The organism is Serinicoccus hydrothermalis (assembly GCF_001685415.1).
GTDB lineage: Bacteria > Actinomycetota > Actinomycetes > Actinomycetales > Dermatophilaceae > Ornithinicoccus > Ornithinicoccus hydrothermalis.
Map to the genome: position 1 here is coordinate 187,650 of NZ_CP014989.1, position 18,308 is coordinate 205,957.

Genomic DNA, 18,308 nt, shown 5'->3' on the forward strand with positions numbered 1-18,308 from the left:
CTCGCCCGTCCTGAGAGGATGGGACCCGACAGCAGCTTGAGGAGAGGAACGCACGTGGACGAGCGTCGTCAGACCGGTCGCCGTGGCCCCGAGCGCGGCGAGCGCCGTGGAGCAGGGCGTGGTGCCCCCGAGCGGGGGCGTGAGGATCGGGGTCGTGGGGGCCCGGCCTCACCGGAGCGGCCTGCTCGGGACGACCGCGACATCCGGCGCCCGCCACGGGTCCCAGAGCCGCCGCTGCCCGAGGATGCGGACGCAGGCGGCCTGGACCGCTCGCTCCGCTCGGAGCTGCGGACGCTGAGCAAGGAGAACGCGGAGGGTGTGGGCGGTCACCTCGTCATGGTCGGCCGGGCGCTCGACGCGGAGGACTTCGACCTCGCCCTGGCCCATGCCGAGGCCGCGGCGCGGCGCGCCGGTCGCGTGGCGGGCGTGCGGGAGGCGCTCGGGGTGGTGCACTACCGGCGCGGCGAGTGGGCCAAGGCGCTGGCCGAGCTCCGGACCGCGCGCCGGCTGAGCGGCTCCCAGCACCTGCTGCCGCTGCTCGCGGACGTCGAGCGGGGCCTCGGCCGCCCGGAGCGGGCGCTGGAGCTCGCGGCCACCCCGGAGGCGGCCCAGCTGGGCCCGGCCGAGCTGGTGGAGCTGGCCATCGTCGTCGCTGGGGCCAGGGGCGACCTCGGGCAGCACTCCGCTGCCGTCCTGCACCTGGCGGAGCCGGCCCGCCGCAGCACCGCGAAGCAGCCCTGGGCCGCGCGGTTGCGCTACGCCTACGCCGCGGCGCTGGAGGCCGACGGTCAGGACGAGCAGGCGCAGGAGTGGTATGCCCGGGCCGCCGAGGTGGACGCCCTGGGCGAGACGGACGCGGCCGAGCTGCTGGGCCGCGGCGACGACACCTGGGTGGTCGACCTCGGGGACGACGAGGACGACGACGCCGCTCCGGACGGCACCGAGGAGGTCCGGGACTCGTGATCACCGGCATGCTGTGCGACCTCGACGGTGTGGTCTACCGCGCGCACGAGGCGTGCGAGGGCGCGGTCGAGGCCCTGGCCGACGCGCGGGACGCCGGCGTCCGGATCCTCTACCTCACCAACAACGCCTCCCGCACCCCGCAGGAGGTCGCCGACCAGCTCAGCGACCTCGGGGTGCAGGCAGGGCCGGAGGACGTGCTCACCGCGTCGCAGGTCGCGGCCGCGGTGCTGCAGGAGCAGCGTGCCGACCTCCTGGACGACGGTCACGTGCTCGCGGTCGGCGGCCCCGGCGTCGCGGACGCCCTGCGCGAGGCCGGCTTCTCGACCCTCACCCCGCACGAGGTCGCCGACGCCGCCCGCCGGGGCGAGACGCCGGCGATCGGGGCCGTGGTCCAGGGCTACGGGCCGCAGGTGGGCGTGGCCGACCTGACGGAGGCAGCCTACGCCCTGCGCTCGGGGGCCGACTGGATCGCGACCAACGACGACGCCACGCTCCCGACCGAGCGCGGGCAGGCTCCGGGCAACGGCTCCCTGGTCGCCGCTGTCGCGCACGCGACCGGGGCGACGCCGCTGGTCGTCGGCAAGCCGCACGCGCCGGCCTACCACGCGGCCCTGGACCGGCTGGGCACCTCGCCGGAGGACACGCTCATGGTGGGCGACCGGCTGGAGACCGACATCGCCGGGGCCGGGGCGACCGGGCTGCGCAGCGCCCTGGTGCTCACGGGCGTCTCGACGCGTGCGGAGGCGCGAGAGGCGCCGGAGGGACAACGACCGGACCGGGTCGCGGAGACGATGCTGGACCTGACCGACCTCTGGAGGACCACATGAGCGAGCAGCAGGGATCAGAGCAGCGCCCGAGGACCGGCGACGACACCGTCGACGCCGCCCTGGACCGGCTGGACCAGGCCCTCGCGCAGGACGACGAGGGCGCACCCGACGCCCTGGCCCGGGCCCACCGCGACCTGCAGCAGCGGTTGCACGACCCGTCTCCTGCCGGTCCAGGGACGAGCGACGGCTCACCAGCCGAGAGGTGAGCACCCGTCTGGACCGAGCCCTGGTGCAGCGCGGCCTGGCCCCGACCCGCACCCAGGCGCAGCTGCTGGTGCGGGACGGCCTCGTGCACGTCGACGGGGAGGAGACCCGGCGGGCGGCACACCCCGTCCCGGACGACGCAGAGATCACCGTCGTCGGTGCCGGGACGGGCACCGAGGCCGAGTGGGTGCGCCGCGGCTGGGTCGGGAGAGGGGCGGTCAAGCTCGCGGCCGCCCTCGAGGCCTGGCCGGATCTCGTCGTGCGGGGCCGCCGGTGCCTCGACGTGGGCGCGTCGACCGGGGGCTTCACCCAGGTGCTCCTCGAGCACGGGGCCGCGAGCGTGGTCGCGCTCGACGTGGGCCACGACCAGCTGGCGCAGGCGCTGCGGGACGACCCCCGCGTCCTCGACCTCTCGGGGGTCTCGGTCCGCGACGTCGACGAGGACGCCGTCGGCGGGCCGGTCGACGTGCTCGTCGGCGACCTGTCCTTCATCTCCCTGCGCCTGGTCCTGCCGGTCCTCGCCGGTCTCGTCCGGCGGGACGGAGACCTCGTCCTGCTCGTCAAGCCGCAGTTCGAGGTGGGGGCCGACGCCCTCGGGCGCGGCGGGGTGGTGCGCTCGGCACGCCAGCGCGAGGAGGTCCTGCTGGCCCTGGACGACGAGGCACGCCGGTGCGGCCTCGCGCCGCAGGACCTGCGGCGTTCCCCGCTGCGCGGGGGCACGGGCAACGTGGAGTTCCTCTGGCGGCTGCGCCGGTGCAGCCACCCCGCCCCCTGCCCTCCCTCAGCAGGCATGATGGGGTGCGGACCCGGGCGCACGCAGATGGCCGCCCTGGCACGCACCCGAGCACAGGAGGACGGATGAGTCGGCGCATCATGCTGGTCACCCATCCGACGCGCCCGGACATGCCCGAGCTCGCGGGCGTCTTCGCCGAGCGGCTGGGCCGTCACGGGATCGAGGTGGAGACCGTCCCGGAGGCCGACCCGACCCACCAGGTGGTCACCGACAGCGAGGTGGTCGCGCTCAAGAGCCCAGTGCCGCCGCACGTGGACGCGGCCGGGTGCGAGCTCGTCGTGGTGTTCGGCGGGGACGGCACGATCCTGCGCGGGGCGGAGATCGCACGACCCGCGGGGACACCGTTGCTCGGCGTCAACCTCGGCCGGGTGGGCTTCCTCGCCGAGGCGGAGAAGGACGACATCGCCGCGATCATCGAGCGCATCGTCGCGCGTGACTACCAGGTGGAGGAGCGGATGACCCTCGAGGTCGACGTCCTCCACGACGGCCGGGTGGTCTGCCACAACTGGGCGCTCAACGAGGCCAGCGTGGAGAAGTCCGCCCGCGAGCGGATGCTCGAGCTCGCCGTGGAGGTGGACGGACGGCCGCTGTCCACCTGGGGCTGCGACGGGGTCGTCATGGCGACGCCGACCGGCTCGACCGCGTATGCCTTCTCCGGCGGCGGGCCGGTCGTGTGGCCCGACGTGGAGGCCCTCTTGGTGGTGCCCATCTCGGCACACGCGCTCTTCGCCCGCCCGGTCGTGCTGAGCCCGGAGGCGCACCTCGCGGTCGAGGTCGTCCCGCACAGCCACGTCACCGGCGTCATGTGGTGCGACGGACGCCGCACCGTCGAGCTGCCGCCCGGCGCACGCATCGAGGTGCGCCGCTCGGACACGCCGGTCCGGCTGGCGCGGCTGGGGGTCGAACCGTTCACCGACCGTCTGGTCGCCAAGTTCGCCCTGCCCGTGTCCGGGTGGCGCGGTCCGGCGAGCGGCCCTCCCGGGGGGCGCCGGTGACGCTGCGCCGGATCCGCATCCAGCAGCTGGGCGTCATCGAGGAGGCCGAGCTCGACCTGGCCCCCGGCCTCAACGTCATCACGGGGGAGACCGGGGCCGGCAAGACCATGGTCGTCAGCGGTCTGGGCCTGCTGCTCGGCGAGCGGGCGGACGCCGGGCTCGTCCGTGCCGGGGCCGCGCGCGCCGTGGTCGAGGGTGAGGTCGACGTCCCCGAGGACCACCCGGCGGCCCGCCGCGTCACCGAGGCCGGCGGGGACGCCGCCGACGGTCTCATCCTCGTGCGCTCGGTGGCCGCCGAGGGGCGCTCCCGCGCCAGCGTCGGAGGCCGCAGCGCCCCGGTGTCGGTGCTCACCGAGGTCGGTGAGCACCTGGTCGCGGTGCACGGACAGGCCGACCAGTGGCGGCTGCGCAGCGCCGACCAGCACCGGGTCCTCCTGGACGCCGCGGGCGGACCGGGGCTCGCCGGGGCAGCGCAGCGGTATGCCGCGGCGTGGGACAACTGGCAGGAGAGCCGGCGGCGGCTGCACGAGCTGGGGCGGACCTCCACCGAGCGTTCGCTGCGGGTCGGGGCGCTGCGCCGTGCCCTGGAGGAGATCGAGCAGGTCGACCCGCGGCCGGGCGAGGAGGACGCCCTCCGCCTCGAGGCGGACCGGCTCACCCACGCCGAGGACCTGCGCCGCGCGGCGCAGGAGGCGCACGAGGCGCTGGCCGGTGCGGATCCTGCGAGCGCCGCGACCGAGGCGCCCTCGGTCGCCTCGCTGCTCGCCACCGCCACGGACGCGCTCACCCCGGCCGCGGGGCACGACGAGGAGCTCGCGGCGCTCCTGGCCCGGGTCCGCGAGCTGGCCTACCTCGCCACCGACCTGGCCCCGGACCTCGCGGCCTACGCCTCGGGCGTCGAGGTCGACCCGGAGCGGCTGGATGCCGTGCACGCCCGGCGGGCCGAGCTGACCGGTCTCCTGCGGCGCTACGGCACGTCCGCGGAGGAGGTGCTGCGCTTCGCCCAGCAGGCGGCCGCGGAGCTGGACGAGATCGACGTCTCCGACGACGACCTGGCGGAGCTGCGGGCACGCAGCGAGCACCTGCGGGGCGAGGTCGCGCGGGCGGGTCAGGAGCTCAGCACGCTGCGTGCGGAGACCGCGCGACGGGTGGGGGAGGCCGTCACCGAGGAGCTGGCCCACCTGGCCATGGGTTCGGCGACCGTCGTGGTCGACGTCGCTCACCGCGCGGCCGGGCACGAGGCCGGGCACAAGGACAGGGACGGCGGCAGCGACGGCGAGGACGCCGCCGACGACGGGACGGCGGACCCGGCAACGGCCAGCGGCGGGGAGGCGTCCGGCAGCACGGTCGAGCTCGTGGACGGCGCCCGGGTGCGCGCCTGGCGGCACGGTCTCGACGTCGTCGAGATCCGGCTCGCCGCCAACCCCGGGGCCCCGGCACGCTCGGTGACCCGCGCCGCGTCCGGCGGTGAGCTCTCGCGGGTCATGCTCGCGCTGGAGCTGGTGTGCGGTGCCGGGGCGGCGCCGACCTACGTCTTCGACGAGGTGGACGCCGGTGTCGGGGGCGCGGCGGCCCTGGACCTCGGGGCCCGCCTCGCGCGGCTGGCCCGGCAGGCCCAGGTCGTGGTGGTCACCCACCTGGGGCAGGTGGCCGCGTATGCCGACCAGCACCTGGTCGTCCGCAAGAGCACGGACGGCCAGGTCACGAGCAGCGGCGTCGTCGTCGTGGACGGCCCGGAGCGGGAGGCCGAGCTGGCCCGCATGCTGGGCGGCGTGGCCGACTCGGGTGCCGCCCTCGAGCACGCCCGGGAGCTGCTCGCGCAGCGTGGCGCCGTGGGTGCCGGATGAACGGGCGACGATCCCGGTCCCCCGACCCCGACGTGCCGCTGAGCGGCACGGTGCGGGTGGACCCGCGCACCAAGCGGCTCACCTCCCGCCTGCAGGCGGGCGACGTCGCCGTCATCGACCACGCCGACCTCGACCAGGTGAGCGCCAACGCGCTGGTCGCCTGCCGCCCGGCGGCGGTCGTCAACGCCGCCGCCTCGACGACCGGGGCCTACCCCAACATGGGCCCGCAGATCCTCCTGGACGCCGGCATACCCCTGCTCGACGCCGCCGGACCGGAGGTCATGAGCCTCGAGGAGGGCTCGCACGCCACCGTCGTCGGCGACCAGGTGCGCGTCGACGGCGTCGTCGTCGCCGAGGCGACCCGCCTGACCGCGGACATGGTCGCGCAGAGTCGGGAACGGGCCCGCGACAACCTGTCGGAGCAGATCGAGGCCTTCTCCCACAACACGATGGAGTACGTCCGGGCCGAGCGGGAGCTCCTGCTGGACGGGATCGGGATCCCCGAGCTGCGCACCGACTTCACCGGGCGGTACGCGCTCGTCGTCGTGCGCGGCTACCACTACAAGGAGGACCTGCAGACGCTGCGTCCCTTCCTGCGCGAGGCCCGGCCCGTGCTCATCGGGGTCGACGGCGGTGCGGACGCGCTGCTGGAGATGGGGCACCGCCCCGACCTGGTCGTCGGCGACATGGACTCGGTCTCCGACGCCGCGCTCACCAGCGGCGCCGAGCTCGTGGTCCACGCCTACCGCGACGGGCGTGCCCCCGGCCTGGAGCGCGTCGAGGCCCTGGGCGTGACCGACGCCGTCGTCCTGCCCGCACCGGGGACCAGCGAGGACATCGCCATGCTCATCGCCGACGAGCTCGGTGCCGAGCTCATCGTGGCGGTCGGCAGCCACGCCACGCTGGTCGAGTTCCTCGACAAGGGCCGCCAGGGGATGGCCAGCACCTTCCTCACCCGGCTGCGGGTCGGCAGCAAGCTCGTCGACGCCAAGGGGGTGAGCCTGCTCTACCGCTCCCGCGTCCCTGCCGTGTCCCTGGTATGGCTGGTGCTGGCGGGTCTGCTCGCCCTGCTGGTGGCGCTGGCCGTCACCCCCGGCGGACGGGCCCTGCTCGGGGTGCTGGCCGTACGATGGGACGACGTCTGGGCTTGGATCGAGGGGCTGTTCTGAAACGTGGTCGACTTCCGCTACCACCTGGTGTCGCTCGTCGCGGTCTTCATCGCGCTGGCGATCGGGATCGTGCTGGGGGCCGGTCCGCTGCGTGAGGGCATCTCGCAGCGGCTCGACGACGAGGTGGCCGAGCTGCGCACCGAGCGCACCGAGCTGCGCAGCGAACTGGACGTCCAGTCCCGGCAGGCCAGCGCCAAGGACGAGGCGGTCGACCTGCTCAGCCCGCGCGGGGTCGCGGGCACGCTCAACGGCATCAGGGTCGGGCTGGTGCTCCTGCCCGGCGCGGACCGCAACCACGTCGCCCAGCTCGAGGATCGGGTGGCGGACGCCGGCGGCACGCTCGCCGTGCAGGTGGAGGTGGACCAGTCCTTCGAGGCCGGCGACGCCGACCCCGAGGTGCTCGCCGAGGCCGGGTCGCGCCTGGCGCTGCCGGAGGGCGACGGAGGGTCGGACGACGACGCCTCCGGCCCGGGCCAGGTGCTCGCCGCGACGCTGGCCGGCGCTGACCGCGAGGGCGAGGCCGGCGCGTGGCTGGCAGCGGGGGAACGGCTGCGGGACGAGGGATGGATCGACGTGGAGTGGCAGGACGCGCAGGCCCCGGTCACCGACCGCCGGCCGCCGGAGGTGCTGCTCGTCGTGGGCGGTGGGCTGAGCGCGGCCGAGCTCGCGCCCGAGGACGACGCCGCGCAGGACCGGCTGGCGGTCCGCGAGGAGCTCGTCGAGGGACTGGTCCAGCTGGACGTGCCGCTCGTGGTGGCCGCAGCCGGGACCGAGGCCGGGGCGCTCACCGAGGGTGGGGGCCAGGACGGCCTGGTCAGCGCCGTGCGCGACGACGGCGCGCTGCGTGGCGAGGTCTCGACGGTGGACGACCTCGAGGGCGCCAGCGGGCGCGCGGCCGCCGTGCTGGCGCTGGCCTGGGAGCTCCAGGACGAGTCCGGGCACTACGGGCTCGGTGAGGACGCGCAGTCGCCGGTCCCGGCGCCACCACCGCTGCGGCTGACGTCGGTCCCGGGAACAGGGCAGGAGCCGCCGGCCTCCGACCCGGTGCCCGCCGACCCCGCGTCGACGACCGCGCCGTGAGGCCGGGGCCGCCACCGCGCCTCGTGAGCGGGATCGCCGGCGCGGGCTCCGCCGCGCTCTCGGCCGCGGTGATGCGTGCCGAGCGGCGCGGCCGGCTCCCCGGCGGCGGCTCACGATGGGTGCGACGCAACCACCGGGGTGACGAGGTCACCCTGGTCGAGGGGCTGGCCCTCGGGGGCGGGGTCGCGGCACCGCTGGTGCTCCTCGACCCGCCGGTCGCGGCCGCGGTCCTCCTGGCGGGGGCCGCCGGCGCGGTGGACGACCTGGGCGCCGGGGGACAGGCCGACGTCAAGGGCCTGCGCGGCCACCTCGGCGCCCTGCGCCGCGGCGAGCTGACGACCGGGGCGCTGAAGATCGCGGTCCTCGGCGCGGCCGGGACGGTCGTCGCGGTGGCCGGCGACCGGCATACCTCCTCCGGGACGGCGGCCGCGAGGGTGGCGACGGCCGGGCTCGTGGCCGGCGGCGCCAACCTGGCCAACCTGCTCGACCTGCGACCCGGCCGCGCCCTCAAGGCCGGGCTGCTCGTGGCCGCCCCGTTGGCCGGCCGCCCGCCCGCGGCGGCCGTGCTCGGCGCCACGCTCGCCCTGCTGCCGGAGGACCTGCGCGGACGGACGATGCTCGGGGACACCGGGGCCAACGCCCTGGGTGCGGCCCTCGGGGCGGCGGCCGCGAGGGCGCTGCCGCCGGCCGGACGCTGGGGCGCCCTGGCCGCCGTCACCGCGCTGACGCTCGCGAGCGAGCGGGTGAGCTTCACCCGGGTCATCGAGTCCACCCCCGTCCTGCGGGAGCTGGACGCCTGGGGCCGCCGGTGAGCGGGGCCCCCAGCGCCCGGATCGGGGGGCAGCACCTGCTGGCCGCCGCCGGCCTCGTCGCCGCCCTCACCCTGCTCTCCCGCGTCGTCGGCGTCGCCCGCTGGTTCGCCTTCTCCAGCAGCGTCGGCACGACCTGCGTGGGGCAGGTCTACGCGACGGTCAACCAGATCCCCAACGTGCTCTTCGAGATCGCCGCCGGCGGTGCCCTGGCCGCCGTGGCGGTGCCGCTCGTGGCACGGCACCTGCACCGGGGCGAGGAGGAGCTGGCGGACCGGACCGCCTCCGCGCTGCTCGGCTGGACCCTGGTCGTGCTGCTGCCGCTCACGCTGGTCGTCGCCCTGGCGGCCGGGCCGCTCGCCGGGGCGCTGCTGGCCGCGCAGACCGAGGGCCCGGTGTGCAGCGCCGAAGACCTGCGGGCGGCAGGCCGCCTCATGCTGCTGCTCTTCGCCCCGCAGGTGCTGCTCTACGGGCTGGGCATCGTCCTCACCGGGGTGCTGCAGGCCCACCGCCGCTTCCTCGCGGCGGCCCTGGCCCCGCTGCTCTCGAGCGTGGTGGTCATCGCCACCTACCTCCTCTTCGGGCTCGCCTACGACCCCGCGGTCCCGGTCGCCGATCTCCCCCGCAGCGGTCTGGTCCTGCTCGCCCTCGGCACCACGCTCGGGGTCGCGGCGCTGAGCCTGCCGCTGCTCCTCCCGGTGTCCCGCCTCGGGGTGCGGTGGCGGCCCACGCTGCGCTTCCCCGAGGGCTCGGGCCGGGTCGCGGGTGCGCTCGCGGTGGCGGGCCTGGTCACCGTCGGCGCCCAGCAGGTCTTCACCGTCGTGGTCCTCGTCGTGGGCAACAGCGTGGGAGTGGGCGCCGTCCCGGTGTGGACCTACGCCCAGACCGTCTACCTGCTGCCCTACGCCGTGCTCGTCGTGCCGCTGGCCACCGCGGCCTTCCCGCGGCTGACGGCGGACCGCAGCGAGGCCACCGTGACCCTGCGGCGCACCACGCGGGCGGTCGTGGTGGGTGCGCTCGCCGGTGCCGCGGCGCTCGTCGCGGCCCGGCGCGAGGTGGGCCAGGTCTTCCTCTCCCACGACCGGGGTGCCGAGGGTGCCGGCCGTGCCACGCTGGAGGCGCTGCCCACGACGCTGGCGGCCCTGGCGCCGGGGCTGCTCGGCTTCGGTCTCGTCGCGCTCCTCACCCGGGCCCTGTATGCCGTGGGCCGGCCGGGGTGGGCCGCCGCCGGTGCCGGTGGTGGCTGGGTGCTGGCGGCCGTCGTCGGTCTCGCGGTCTCCGGTCCGGCGGCCGAGGCGGGGGTCGGGGGAGTCCTGCTCCTCCTGGCGCTCGCCTCCTCCGCCGGGATGCTCGTCTCGGGCGGGGTGCTGCTGACGCTGACCGCCCGGGCGTGGGGCGGCGCCGTCCTCGCCGGCCTGGCGCGCACGGCGGTCGTGGCTCTCGCGGGGACGGGCCTGGGCGTGGGCGTGGCCCAGATCCTCCCGGTCGACGCGCAGACCCTGCCGGCGGCCCTCGCCTGGGGCACGGTGCGCGGGCTGCTCGCGATGGCGTGCGTGGCCGTGGCGGTGGCCCTCCTGGACCGGGAGACGTGGTCCCTCGTGCGCGAGCGGGTCCTGCGCCGTGCGGGCCGTGGAGAGGGTGGCTGAGGTGCGCGTCCTGCTCGTGACCGCGGTCGTGGCCGGCGGGGTCGGCCGCCACGTGCGCCAGCTCGCGGACGACCTCGTGGCCGCCGGCCAGGACGTCGTCGTCGCCTGCCCCGCAGCGGTCGCCGAGGCCTTCGACATGGCCGCGTCCGGCGCCCGGGTGGCGGAGCTCGACGTGGGTACCACCCGCCCGGCGCAGCTGGCCGCCACGCACCGGGCACTGCGCCGGCTGCTGCGCGGTGCCGACGTCGTGCACGCGCACGGTGTGCGCGCCGGGGCGGCGATGGCGCTCGCCTCGTCGGGCCTCCGCTCCCGTCCGCAGCTGGTCGTCACCACCCACAACGGGCCACCACCCGGCAGGGCGGCGGCGCTGGTCTACGAGGGCCTGGAGCGGCTCGTCTGCCGCCGCGCCGACCTCGTGCTCACCGTCTCCGACGACCTGGCGGTGCGCGCGCGGCAGCGTGGCGCGCGCGCCGTGGCCACCGCCGTCGTCCCGTCGTCGGCGGCGGCGCCGGTCGACGACGCCGCCCGGCGAAGGGCGGGGGAGGACCTGCGCGCGGAGCTGGGCCTGGCCCGCGGTGTGCCGGTCGTCGTCACGGCGGGGCGGCTGGCGGAGCAGAAGCGGGTGGACGCGGTGGTCCGGGCGCACCACCGGCTCGTGGCCGACTCCCCGGCCGGCGGTCCGCCCCCCGTCCTGCTCGTCGTCGGTGACGGACCGCTGGAGGGCCGGTTGCGGGCTCTCGCCGCCACCGGTCCCGGGGACGTGCGCCTCCTCGGCCGGCGCGCCGACGTGCCCCGTCTGCTCGCGGGTGCCGACGTCGTCGTCTCCGCCGCCCGGTGGGAGGGTCAGCCGCTGGTGCTGCAGGAGGCGCTGGCCGCCGGCGCCCCCGTCGTCGCCACGGACGTCGGCGGCACGGCCGCGCTGCTGGACGGTGCCGGGCTCCTCGTCGCCGGCGACGACGACGGGCTCGCCACCCGGCTGGCCACCGCCGTCCGCGACCTGCTCGACGACCCCGGCGCCCGGGCGGCCCTCGGCGAGCGCGCCCGACGCAGGGCCGCCCGGCTGCCCACCCGGCGGGACGCCCTCGCCGCGGTGCTCCGGGCATACCGGCGGGTCGTCGGTGGGTGACCGGACGCCACGCCGTGTGCGGACCCCTTCGCCGGACGCCGCGCCGGTCACGTAGACTGCAAGCCCGTGGCGGAGACGACGACGAAGCACATCTTTGTGACCGGAGGCGTCGCCTCCTCGCTCGGGAAGGGACTGACGGCCTCGAGCCTGGGATTCCTGCTCCGCAGCCGGGGGCTGCGGGTGACGATGCAGAAGCTGGACCCCTACATCAACGTTGACCCGGGCACGATGAACCCGTTCCAGCACGGCGAGGTCTTCGTCACCGAGGACGGCGCCGAGTGCGACCTCGACATCGGGCACTACGAGCGCTTCCTCAACACCGACCTGTGGGGCCGCTCCAACGTCACCACCGGGCAGATCTACAACGACGTCATCGCCAAGGAGCGGCGCGGGGACTACCTCGGGGACACGGTGCAGGTCATCCCGCACATCACCAACGAGATCAAGGCCAGGATGCGGGCGGCCGCCGAGCGTCCCGAGGGGGAGCGCCCGGACATCATCATCACCGAGGTGGGCGGGACCGTCGGCGACATCGAGTCGCTGCCCTTCCTCGAGGCCGCGCGCCAGGTGCGCCACGACATCGGCCGCAGCAACGCCTTCTTCCTGCACGTCTCCCTCGTGCCCTACCTCGCGCCCAGCGGGGAGCTGAAGACCAAGCCGACCCAGCACTCGGTCGCAGCGCTGCGACAGGTCGGCATCGCGCCGGACGCGCTGGTGCTCCGCGCCGACCGGGAGATCCCGGCCGGGATCAAGCGCAAGATCTCGATGATGTGCGACGTCGACTCCGACGCGGTGGCCGCCTGCGTCGACGCCCCGTCGATCTACGACATCCCCAAGGTCCTGCACCGCGAGATGCTCGACGCGTATGTCGTGCGTCACCTGGGCCTGCCGTTCCGCGACGTCGACTGGTCGGCCTGGGACGCGCTGCTGGAGCGGGTGCACGAGCCGGAGCACCGGGTGGAGATCGCGCTGGTCGGCAAGTACGTCGACCTGCCCGACGCCTACCTCTCGGTCACCGAGGCGATGCGGGCCGGGGGCTTCCGGCACGACGCCAAGGTGGACATCCGCTGGGTGGCCTCGGACGAGTGCCGCACCGAGGCCGGCGCGACCCGGGCGCTGGCCGGGGTCGACGCGATCCTCGTGCCCGGCGGCTTCGGCGTGCGGGGGATCGAGGGCAAGGTCGGCGCGCTGCGCTGGGCCCGGGAGCGCCAGGTGCCGACCCTGGGCATCTGCCTGGGGCTGCAGGCCATGGTCATCGAGCACGCGCGCAACGTGGCGGGGATCGAGGGCGCGAGCTCGACCGAGTTCGACCCGGACAGCCCGGCGCCGGTCATCGCCACGATGGAGGAGCAGAAGTCCTTCGTCGAGGGCGCAGGCGACCTCGGCGGGACGATGCGCCTGGGGTCCTACCCCGCCGTGCTCACCGAGGGCTCGGTCGTCGCGCAGGCCTACGGCCAGACCGAGGTCACCGAGCGGCACCGGCACCGCTACGAGGTCAACAACGCCTTCCGGGACCAGCTCACCGACGCCGGTCTCGTCGTCAGCGGCCGGTCCCCGGACGGCGGGCTGGTGGAGTTCGTCGAGCTGCCCCGTGAGGTGCATCCCTACTACGTCTCGACCCAGGCCCACCCCGAGTTCAAGTCGCGCCCGGACCACGCGCACCCGCTCTTCGCCGGGCTCGTGGCCGCCGCGCTCGAGACGCAGCGCAGCCAGCGCCTGGTGGAGGTCGAGGGGCGCCAGCACCAGCACGCGCTGCCGGGAGCATGACGCTCGACGCGCCCAGGCTGGCGCTGGCGGAGCTGCGCGACCACCCCGGAACCCGGCCGGTGCGCCGCTCCGAGGTGGCCATGGAGGGTGCCGTCTGGAACGTCCACCGGGACGAGGTGGAGCTGGACGACGGGCCGGCGACGAGGGAGTACGTCCACCACACCGGTGCCGTCGCCGTGCTCGCGGTGCGCGAGGACCGGGGCGAGCCGGAGATCTTCGTCATCCGGCAGTACCGCCACCCGATCGGCGCCGAGGACTGGGAGATCCCGGCCGGCCTGCTCGACGTCGAGGGCGAGCCGCCGGTCGACGCCGCGCGGCGCGAGCTGGCCGAGGAGGCCGACCTGCGGGCCGAGCACTGGGAGCCGCTGGTCTCCTTCACGCCCTCCCCGGGCGGGCTCGACGAGACCATCCACACCTTCGTGGCGACCGACCTGTCCGACGTGCCGGTGGGGGAGCGGCACGCCCGCGCGGGCGAGGAGGCCGGTATGCCGACCGGCTGGGTGACCCTGCGCGACGCGGTGGCCGCGGTGCTCGGGGGCCAGGTGCACAACGGGCCGCTCATGCTGTCGGTGCTGGCGCTGCACACCCGGGGGGTGCGGTAGCCCGGACCTGCTGGTTCGTCCCCGTGGTGGGTCGGTTCGCCGTGCCGCGGCTCTGACGCGGGGTCATGCTGGGGGCCCTGACCGTCGGCGAAGGGGAGGAACATGCAACCGCTCGTCATCCGGAGTGCGATCATCGCGGCCCTGGGCGGGCTGCTGTTCGGGTTCGACACCGCGGTGATCTCCGGGACCACCAGCAACCTCACGGAGGTCTTCGACCTCAACGGCTTCGAGCTCGGGTTCACCGTGGCGACCGCGCTCATCGGGACCGTGGTCGGCGCCGCCTACGCGGGGCTGGGGAAGCCGGCCGACCGCTACGGGCGCAAACCGGTGCTCATCGTCATCGGCGTGCTCTACGTCGTCTCCGCCCTGGGGAGCGCCCTGGCCACCGACTGGATCACCTTCATGGTCTTCCGCTTCGTCGGCGGGCTCGGTGTCGGCGCCGCCACGGCGGTCGCACCCATCTACAACGCCGAGGTGGCACCTCCGCGCCACCGGGGACGCCTGGTCGGGCTGTTCCAGTTCAACATCGTGCTGGGCATCCTGCTGGCCTACCTGTCCAACTTCGCGATCCTCGGGCTGTTCCCCGAGGAGACCGCCTGGCGGTGGATGTTCGGGGCGGAGGCGCTCCCGGCGCTGGTCTTCGCGCTCCTGGTCTTCTTCATCCCGGAGAGCCCGCGCTGGTTGATGGCGGTCGGCCGCGACGACGAGGCGCGGACGATCATCGACCAGCTGACCTCGGACGAGACCGAGGCCCGGACGCAGCGCGAGGAGATCAAGGAGGCCCTGGAGTCCGAGGGCGACAGCGCGCACGTGCCGTTCTTCACCTCGGGGCACCGCAAGGTCATCCTGCTCGCGTTCGCGATCGCCGCCTTCAACCAGCTCGGCGGCATCAACGCGGTGCTCTACTACGCGCCGTCCATCTTCGAGAGCGCCGGGCTGGAGGAGAGCGCCGCCTTCCTCAACAGCGCCGGCGTGGGCCTGGTGAACCTCGTCGCGACCGTCCTGGCGCTGACGCTGATCGACCGGGTCGGACGCAAGTTCCTCATGTATGTCTGCTCGGCCGGATATCTGGTCACCCTGGGCCTCCTCACGGTGCTCTTCTTCCTCTACGAGGGCGACTTCAGCGGCGTGACCAGCGGTCTCGTGGTGGCCAGCATCATGCTCTTCGTCGGCGTGCACGCCTTCGGCCAGGGCGCGGTGATCTGGGTGTTCATCTCCGAGATCTTCCCCAACGCGATCCGGGCGCGCGGGCAGTCCTTCGGGGCGTTGACGCACTGGACCTTCGCGGCCGCCATCTCCTGGACCTTCCCGGCGATCGCCAGCGGGCTGGGTGCAGCCTTCGCCTTCGGGCTCTTCTTCCTCGGCGGTGTCGCGATGACGGTGTGGACCATCACCGTCATGCCGGAGACCAAGGGCATCCCGTTGGAGGAGATGCAGGAGAAGCTCGACCTGGTGGGCAGCGCGGCGATGAAGGAGCAGTAGGCAGACCCGGGCCGGACGCTTCGCCCCGTGAGCGGCGGGACGGGCGCGCCAGCTCAGAGCGGGATGACGGTCGCGCCCAGGAGCCCGTAGAGCGTCTGGGCGGCCACGGCGATGAGCACTCCGCCGGCGAACATGACGAGGAAGCCGTACCCGCCTCGGGCCCGACGCTCCGGGGCGGGGGCGCGGTGGTCCCGCCACCCGCCGATCTCCCAGACGGCATACGCCAGCACCCCGAGGCCGGCGGGCAGGCCGATGAGCCAGAACCAGAACCACCGGTTGCCGTGCCGGGGCACCGGGCCGAAGAGGACGAGGGCCAGCATGCCGCCGGCCAGCACCACCCTCAGCACGGCGTGCACCTGCGCGGTCGTCCCGAGCCGGAGGTTCGCGACCCCGGAGGGGATCTCGCTGCCGACGACCTGCTGCTGGAGCCAGGTCGTCTCGGCCTCGGACCAGCTGCTCCACACGCGCGGGCTCGGGTCCACCTGCTCGGAGACGGCGATGCGCGGGCTGCCGGCGGCGAGGGTGTAGACGAGCTCGCTGTACTGCGGCTCCACAGGCTCGGAAGCGTCGGTCAGACCGTCGAGGGAGCCCTGCCACCAGCCTCCTGTCCCGGTGCCCGGCCGTGACTCAAGGAAGGCGTAGCTCGTGACGCGGCCCTGCGCGAAGTCGCGCTCGGCGGAGGTCTGGCCGACGAGCTGGAACCCGCCGGCCAGGGAGGTGAGGACCATGACGAGCCACGACCCGGCGACCAGGAGGGCGAACGCCGGCCGGAGGACGGTCCACGGACGGCGCCGTCCACCGGAGGAGGCGCGGTCGGACCGGGCCTCCTCGACGTCCTCGGCACTGCGGGCGTCCCACGGCATGCCGCCATGCTGGCACGGCAGGACGCACACGTCCCGCCGAGCCGCGGCCGTGGGATGCCCGAAGCACGATGCTCGGGGCCTCGCACGACCCGTAGACTGGACCGGTGCCCGGGGCGGCGTGACGACCCGCGGGGCGCGCGGACGGCATACCTGCCCGATGCGTGACCACCCACGGCACCGCGCGTCCGGCGTCACCGACGAGAGCGCCACGTGGACCCCACGCGGCGAAGGTGTGGTGGCACCGCGACCTGGCCCCCGCCCACACCTCCCGGGCTGCCTTCGCGTCAGGGCAGCGTCCCTGCGCGGAACGACCCGAGAGGACTGGATTCATGTTGCGCACGCACGACGCCGGGGCCCTGCGCCCCGAGCACGTCGGATCGACCGTCACCCTCACCGGCTGGGTGGCCCGACGCCGCGACCACGGCGGTGTCGCCTTCATCGACCTGCGGGAGGCCAGCGGCGTCGTCCAGGTCGTCGCCCGCGACGAGGTGCTCACCGGCACCGCCCACGACCTGCGCAGCGAGTACTGCGTCCAGGTCACGGGCGAGGTCACCGCCCGCGCGGACAAGGACGTCAACCCCGAGCTCCCGACCGGCGGCATCGACGTCGTCGCCACGCAGATCGAGGTGCTGAGCGAGGCCGCCCCGCTGCCCTTCCAGATCGACGAGCGGGTCAGTGTCGGGGAGGAGGCGCGGCTGCGGCACCGCTACCTCGACCTGCGTCGACCCGGTGCGAGCTCCGCCGGCGCCAACCTGCGGCTGCGCTCCAAGGTCAACGCCGCGGCACGGAACCTGCTGGCCGAGCGTGACTTCGTCGAGGTCGAGACCCCGACGCTCACGCGGTCCACGCCCGAGGGGGCGCGCGACTTCCTCGTCCCCGCCCGGCTCCGGCCGGGCAGCTGGTACGCCCTGCCGCAGTCGCCGCAGCTGTTCAAGCAGCTGCTCATGGTGGCCGGGATGGAGCGGTACTACCAGATCGCCCGGTGCTACCGGGACGAGGACTTCCGCGCCGACCGGCAGCCGGAGTTCACCCAGCTCGACATCGAGATGAGCTTCGTCGAGCAGGACGACGTCATCGAGCTCGGCGAGGCGATCGCGGCGGCTGTGTGGCGCACGATCGGCGTCGAGCTCACCACCCCCTTCCCGCGGATGACGTATGCCGAGGCCATGCGCCGCTACGGCTCGGACAAGCCGGACCTGCGCTTCGAGGTCGAGCTGACCGAGTGCACCGACTACTTCGCCGACACCTCCTTCCGGGTGTTCCAGGCGGACTACGTCGGCGCCGTCGTCATGCCCGGCGGCGGGAGCCAGCCCCGGCGCCAGTTCGACGCCTGGCAGGAGTGGGCCAAGCAGCGCGGCGCCAAGGGCCTGGCCTACGTCACCGTGGGCGAGGACGGCACGCTCGGCGGCCCGGTCGCCAAGAACCTCTCCGACACCGAACGGGACGGTCTCGCCGCCCACGTCGGCGCGGAGCCGGGCGACTGCGTCTTCTTCGCCGCCGGTGCCACGAAGTCGTCCCGGGCGCTGCTCGGCGCGGCCCGGCAGGAGATCGCGCGCCGGTGCGAGCTCATCGACGAGGACGCCTGGAGCTTCCTCTGGGTCGTCGACGCGCCGCTCTTCGAGCCTGCCTCGGAGGCGGTGGCCGCCGGGGACGTGGCCGTCGGCGGTGGCGCGTGGACAGCGGTGCACCACGCCTTCACCTCGCCCCAGGCAGAGTTCCTCGACACCCTCGAGTCCGACCCCGGGTCGGCCCTCGCCTACGCCTACGACCTCGTGTGCAACGGCAACGAGATCGGTGGCGGGTCGATCCGTATCCACCGCCGCGACGTGCAGGAGCGGGTCTTCGCGATCATGGGGCTCTCGCCGGAGCAGGCGGAGGAGAAGTTCGGCTTCCTGCTCGAGGCGTTCAAGTACGGCGCGCCCCCGCACGGTGGGATCGCCTTCGGCTGGGACCGCATCGTCGCGCTGCTGGCCGGGACCGACTCGATCCGCGACGTCATCGCCTTCCCGAAGTCGGGCGGCGGCTTCGACCCGCTGACCGCCGCACCGGCCCCGATCACCCCCGAGCAGCGCAAGGAGGCCGGCGTGGACGCCACGCCCGAGCCGGCCGACGCGTCCGGCGCGGCGCAGTAGCGG

The 18,308-nt window shown here is 75.0% G+C and carries 16 protein-coding genes; 15 read left to right on the forward strand and 1 reads right to left on the reverse strand.

What is annotated here, in order from left to right:
* Nucleotides 1–54: 54 nt before the first annotated feature.
* From SGUI_RS00855 to SGUI_RS00915, 14 genes are all read left to right on the forward strand, one after another.
* Entirely contained in the window at nt 55–963 is a 909-nt protein-coding gene (locus tag SGUI_RS00855) for a hypothetical protein (protein WP_237141417.1), read from the forward strand.
* Entirely contained in the window at nt 960–1,790 is an 831-nt protein-coding gene (locus SGUI_RS00860; RefSeq protein WP_066635046.1) for an HAD-IIA family hydrolase, read from the forward strand. Before SGUI_RS00855 ends, SGUI_RS00860 begins: the two co-directional genes overlap by 4 nt.
* On the forward strand, nt 1,787–1,996 hold the full coding sequence (locus SGUI_RS17290) for a hypothetical protein (protein ID WP_157621686.1): 210 nt from the start codon (nt 1,787–1,789) through the stop codon (nt 1,994–1,996). Before SGUI_RS00860 ends, SGUI_RS17290 begins: the two co-directional genes overlap by 4 nt.
* Complete coding sequence (locus SGUI_RS00865; RefSeq protein WP_066635047.1) at nt 1,993–2,856, forward strand: TlyA family RNA methyltransferase; 864 nt, start codon at nt 1,993–1,995, stop codon at nt 2,854–2,856. Before SGUI_RS17290 ends, SGUI_RS00865 begins: the two co-directional genes overlap by 4 nt.
* Nucleotides 2,853–3,782 (forward strand): NAD kinase, encoded by a 930-nt coding sequence (locus SGUI_RS00870; protein WP_066635049.1) that lies wholly within the window; start codon nt 2,853–2,855, stop codon nt 3,780–3,782. The genes SGUI_RS00865 and SGUI_RS00870 overlap by 4 nt, the downstream gene beginning before the upstream one ends.
* Nucleotides 3,740–5,629, forward strand: a complete 1,890-nt coding sequence (gene recN, locus SGUI_RS00875) for a DNA repair protein RecN (RefSeq protein ID WP_237141418.1) — start codon at nt 3,740–3,742, stop codon at nt 5,627–5,629. The genes SGUI_RS00870 and recN overlap by 43 nt, the downstream gene beginning before the upstream one ends.
* Nucleotides 5,626–6,798: a putative cytokinetic ring protein SteA gene (gene steA / locus SGUI_RS00880; RefSeq protein ID WP_066635053.1), complete on the forward strand. Its 1,173-nt coding sequence runs from the start codon at nt 5,626–5,628 to the stop codon at nt 6,796–6,798. Before recN ends, steA begins: the two co-directional genes overlap by 4 nt.
* A 3-nt stretch (nt 6,799–6,801) precedes the next feature.
* Nucleotides 6,802–7,878 carry a copper transporter gene (locus SGUI_RS00885; RefSeq protein ID WP_066635056.1) on the forward strand — a complete coding sequence of 359 codons (1,077 nt, stop codon included), beginning with the start codon at nt 6,802–6,804 and terminating at the stop codon, nt 7,876–7,878.
* A 23-nt stretch (nt 7,879–7,901) separates the two neighbouring features.
* On the forward strand, nt 7,902–8,690 hold the full coding sequence (locus SGUI_RS00890; protein ID WP_066635059.1) for a hypothetical protein: 789 nt from the start codon (nt 7,902–7,904) through the stop codon (nt 8,688–8,690).
* A complete protein-coding gene (locus SGUI_RS00895) occupies nt 8,687–10,333 on the forward strand; it encodes a lipid II flippase MurJ (RefSeq protein WP_066635061.1) in 1,647 nt (548 codons plus the stop codon). The genes SGUI_RS00890 and SGUI_RS00895 overlap by 4 nt, the downstream gene beginning before the upstream one ends.
* A 1-nt stretch (nt 10,334) precedes the next feature.
* Entirely contained in the window at nt 10,335–11,459 is a 1,125-nt protein-coding gene (locus SGUI_RS00900) for a glycosyltransferase (protein ID WP_066642482.1), read from the forward strand.
* 66 nt (nt 11,460–11,525) lie between these two features.
* Nucleotides 11,526–13,226, forward strand: coding sequence for a CTP synthase (locus tag SGUI_RS00905; protein WP_066635064.1), 1,701 nt, complete (start codon nt 11,526–11,528; stop codon nt 13,224–13,226).
* On the forward strand, nt 13,223–13,828 hold the full coding sequence (locus SGUI_RS00910) for an NUDIX domain-containing protein (protein WP_066635067.1): 606 nt from the start codon (nt 13,223–13,225) through the stop codon (nt 13,826–13,828). Before SGUI_RS00905 ends, SGUI_RS00910 begins: the two co-directional genes overlap by 4 nt.
* Nucleotides 13,829–13,930: 102 nt before the next feature.
* A complete protein-coding gene (locus tag SGUI_RS00915; RefSeq protein WP_066635070.1) occupies nt 13,931–15,310 on the forward strand; it encodes a sugar porter family MFS transporter in 1,380 nt (459 codons plus the stop codon).
* A 53-nt stretch (nt 15,311–15,363) separates the two neighbouring features.
* Here the strand turns inward: SGUI_RS00915 and SGUI_RS00920 are convergent, their stop codons facing one another.
* The gene (locus SGUI_RS00920) at nt 15,364–16,173 is read right to left on the reverse strand and encodes a hypothetical protein (RefSeq protein ID WP_066635072.1); all 810 of its coding nucleotides are present in this window, start codon (nt 16,171–16,173) and stop codon (nt 15,364–15,366) included.
* Nucleotides 16,174–16,502: 329 nt separating this feature from the next.
* On the opposite strand from SGUI_RS00920, the gene aspS reads away from it, so the two are divergent.
* The gene (aspS, locus tag SGUI_RS00925) at nt 16,503–18,305 is read left to right on the forward strand and encodes an aspartate--tRNA ligase (protein WP_066635073.1); all 1,803 of its coding nucleotides are present in this window, start codon (nt 16,503–16,505) and stop codon (nt 18,303–18,305) included.
* Nucleotides 18,306–18,308: the final 3 nt, after the last annotated feature.